Raw genomic sequence first — 3,903 nt, 5'->3', positions numbered from 1 at the left:
ACTCGTGGTCCTGGGAGCCGAGCACGTTCGTGCTGCCGGGGGCGGTCCGTGACCTGGTCAGCGGCGAGGAACTGGCCGCGGGGGCGGAGCTGGGCCTCGGCGCGTGGGACGTGCGGGTGCTGCTGGAGGCCTGAGTCCGGCGTCCGGCCTGTCGCGGCCTGTCGCGGCCTGTCGCGGGACAGCCGGGGCGGGGCGGGCCGGCGCCGCATGACGCCTTCGGGGCGGGCGGTCCCAGGTCAGTCCTGGTCCAGGAGCTCCTCCGGGCCCACCTCGATGACCCGGCCCCGCACGCCGTCCGTGCCGTGACCGGTGCCCTGGTGCGTACCAGTGCGACCGACGCCGTCGCCGTCGCCGGGTTCGCGGTCGGTGTTCGCCAGGTCGTCGAGGAAGCGCGCCACGATCTCGCGCTCCTTCGGCGTGAGGCGCGCGGCGGCGTCGAACCGGCGAGCGTGGCTGCGCCCTACGGACTCCCGGGCTGCCCTCCGCGTCTCGTCCGTCACCTCGATCGCGAGGCTGCGCCGGTCCGACGGGTGCGGGAACCGGACCACGTGCCCGCCGGCGGTGAGCCGGTCGATGAGCTTGGTGGTCGACGCCGTCGTGATGCGGAGGTGCTCCGCGATGGCGCCCGGTGTCACGATGCGACCGTGGTTCTGCATGGCGATGATGTAGCGCAGGGCCCGCATGTCGGTGTCGCCGAGCTTCATGTACCGACGCGATGCCTCGCTCATGCGGCGCTCGGTCTCGCGCCATCCGCGCAGCGCCTCGAGGACGCGGACGACCTGGTCCACGTCCTGCTCGTCCATACCGGCTCTGCGCACGATCTCCTCGTCGGGGTCCATCACGCGCGGGTCCAGCATCGAAGGCTCGGGCTCGCTGTCCGGCACGGTTTCAGGCTCCACGCTCGGATTTTACCCCCGCACATAATGCGTCATACACTTGAATATAGCCTGGCTAGCTAAATTCTCGCTAGCTTCGGCACCCATGCCTCGACCCCTGACGCATCTCAGCCGCCGGCAGCAGTGCAGGTGAACGTGCTGGCAACCGTATCGACACATCCCCTCTCAGACAGGCTCCTCGAAGATGACCTCCCGCGTTCCACGCTGGCTACGGGTGACGTTGCCCGCCGTGCTGATCCTCGTCTGGCTGGTGGGTGCCTCGGTCGGCGGCCCGTTCTTCGGCCGCATCGACGAGGTCTCCTCCAACGACCGCACCGCCTACCTCCCCGAGACGGCCGAGGCCACGGAGGTGCAGGAGCGCCTGTCCGGCTTCACCGAGGGTGACGCGATCCCGGCCCTGGTCGTGTTCGTCTCCCCGGACGAGCTGTCCGACGACGACCTCGCCGCCATCGGCGACCGGCTGATCGCCGTCGGCGACCTGGACGTGGTCGACGGCGACGTCTCCCCCGCCATCCCCTCCGACGACGGCGTGGCCGCGCAGGCGTTCGTGCCGTTGTCCGGCGACGCCGACGTCGGCGAGGCGACCGTCGAGCTGCGCGAGGTCCTCGCGCAGGACCTGCCGGACGGCGTCGACCTCTACGTGACGGGCCCCGCGGGCTTCTCCAGCGACCTGGTCGCGGCGTTCGCCGGGATCGACGGCCTGCTGCTCGGCGTGGCCCTGGCCGCGGTGCTGATCATCCTGATCATCGTCTACCGGTCGCTGCTGCTGCCGCTGGCCGTGCTCGCCACCAGCATGTTCGCGCTGTGCGTCGCGCTTCTCACGGTCTGGCACCTGGCGAACTCGGGAGTCCTGCTGCTCAGCGGGCAGACCCAGGGCATCCTGTTCATCCTCGTGATCGGCGCGGCGACCGACTACGCGCTGCTGTACGTGGCGCGGTTCCGCGAGGAGCTGCTGCACACCCCTGACAAGTGGACGGCGACCCTGCGCGCGCTGCGCGGCTCGGTCGAGCCGATCCTGGCCTCGGGCGGCACCGTCATCGCCGGCCTGCTCTGCCTGCTGTTCAGCGAGCTCCGTTCCAACAGCACGCTCGGCCCTGTCGCCGCCGTCGGCATCGCCTTCTCGATGCTGGCCGCGCTCACCCTGCTCCCGGCCCTGCTGCTGGCGTTCGGCCGGGCCGCGTTCTGGCCGCGACGCCCTTTCTACGACCCCGCCGCCGCGGAGTCCGGCGCGCTGGAGACCGGCCTGTGGGGGCGCGTCTCGCGCGCCATCCGCGCCAGGCCGCGCACCATCTGGATCACCACGGCGGCGGTGCTCGCCCTCGGCTGCGTGGGCATCACCCAGCTCCAGGCCTCCGGTGTGCCGCAGTCGGAGCTGGTCCTCGGCCAGTCCGAGGCACGCGACGGGCAGGAGCGGCTCGCCGAGCACTTCCCGGCCGGCTCGGGCAGCCCCGTCTACGTGATCGCGCCGCAGGAGGACCTGCAGCGCGCCGCCGACGTCCTGCTGGCGGACGACGGGATCGAGGGCGTGGCGGTCACCGCCGACACCCCGAGCAATACCGCGCCGGTGACCGAGGACGGCGTCCAGCCGTTCGGCCCGCCCGGGTCCCCGGCCCCCGAACCCGTGGTGTCCGACGGCGCCGTCCTGCTCCAGGGCACCCTCGGCGACGCCGCGGACTCCCTGGCGGCGGAGGAAACCGTGCGCGACCTGCGCGCGGCCTACGCCGACGAGCTGCCCGCCGCCCTGGTCGGTGGCGAGTCCGCCACCGACCTGGACACGAACGACGCCTCGATCCGCGACCGCACGGTCATCGTGCCGATCGTCCTGCTGGTGATCCTCGTGATCCTGATGCTGCTGCTGCGGGCCGTGCTCGCGCCGGTGCTGCTCATCCTGACCACGGTGCTGTCGTTCGGCACCGCGATGGGCGTCTCGGCGCTGGTGTTCAACGACGTGCTCGGCTTCCCAGGAGCCGACCCGGCGGTGCCGCTGTTCGGCTTCGTCTTCCTGGTCGCGCTCGGGATCGACTACAACATCTTCCTGATGACGCGGGTCCGCGAGGAGTCGCTGGTGCACGGCACCCGGGAGGGCGTGCTGCGCGGGCTGCGGCTGACGGGCGGCATCATCACGTCGGCCGGCCTGGTGCTCGCCGCGACGTTCACGGCCCTGGCCGTGATCCCGGTGCTGTTCCTGGTCCAGCTCGCCTTCATCGTGGCGTTCGGCGTGCTGCTCGACACGTTCCTCGTGCGGTCCCTGCTGGTGCCGGCGCTGACGTACGACATCGGCCGGGCGGTCTGGTGGCCGTCCAAGCTGGGGCGCGGGCGGCAGTAGGTCGCGGGTCGATCTGCGCGTTCTGGTCAGCCGGTCGTGAGGCCGGTGATCACGCGCTCCAGGCCGTCACGGAACCAGGCGTCGGTGTCGGCGTCGAAGGACTGGGGGAAGCCTCTGCGGGCTGGGCCGGGAACCGGGACGAGATCTGGGCTCGCGTCTCGGTCTCGGTCTGGGTCTCCGTCTCGGTCTGTGCCTGCCGGGCCGCCGCTGACCTGGTCCAGCCACGGGTGGCGCCGTCGTGCACCCGAGCGGTCGAGGCGCCGCACCTCCGCCGTCCACCAGGTCCGGTAGTCGGTCCCGGACCTGGTGGACTCGTCGTGCTCGGCCAGCAGCAGAAGGGCCATGCCCTGCACGTAGCCGCTGAGCGCGAGGTATCTGCCGAGGGCGGACGGCGGGTCGGCGCCGAGCGCCATGAACGCCTCCGTGCACGCGCGGGCGGCGTCGAGCACCGCGGGGACCAGGGGCGGTCGGCTGCTCGCCAGGACGACGACCAGCCAGGGATGCGCCTGGTAGGCGGCCCACTCGTCCTCGGCGAGCCGGGTGAGCGTCCGCACGGGCGGCTGGCGTTGCCCGAGCGCTCGTGCCGCCGCGGGGCGTCCGGACGTGAGGATCCGCTGGACCATCGCCGCCACGAGACGGTCCCGGCTGCCGAACCTCCTGCGCGCCTCCGCAAGCGGGATC

At 72.3% G+C, this 3,903-nt stretch carries 3 protein-coding genes; 1 reads left to right on the top strand and 2 read right to left on the bottom strand.

Annotated elements, in window-relative coordinates; translation table 11 throughout:
• Positions 1-236 precede the first annotated feature (236 nt).
• Complete coding sequence (locus PROKR_RS05465) at positions 237-899, bottom strand: MarR family winged helix-turn-helix transcriptional regulator (protein ID WP_036960354.1); 663 nt, start codon at positions 897-899, stop codon at positions 237-239.
• A gap of 181 nt (positions 900-1,080) precedes the next feature.
• Between PROKR_RS05465 and PROKR_RS05460 the strand changes: the two genes are divergently transcribed.
• Entirely contained in the window at positions 1,081-3,222 is a 2,142-nt protein-coding gene (locus PROKR_RS05460; RefSeq protein ID WP_051432703.1) for an MMPL family transporter, read from the top strand.
• A gap of 26 nt (positions 3,223-3,248) precedes the next feature.
• Here PROKR_RS05460 and PROKR_RS32465 read toward each other — a convergent pair.
• Positions 3,249-3,903 (bottom strand): hypothetical protein (locus PROKR_RS32465; protein WP_211240034.1); only part of this gene is annotated, 655 nt, incomplete at its 5' end.

Source organism: Promicromonospora kroppenstedtii DSM 19349, from assembly GCF_000515355.1.
Lineage (GTDB): Bacteria > Actinomycetota > Actinomycetes > Actinomycetales > Cellulomonadaceae > Promicromonospora > Promicromonospora kroppenstedtii.
The sequence above is the reverse complement of the archived record's forward strand: the minus strand, read 5'-3'. Positions and strand labels throughout refer to the sequence as shown.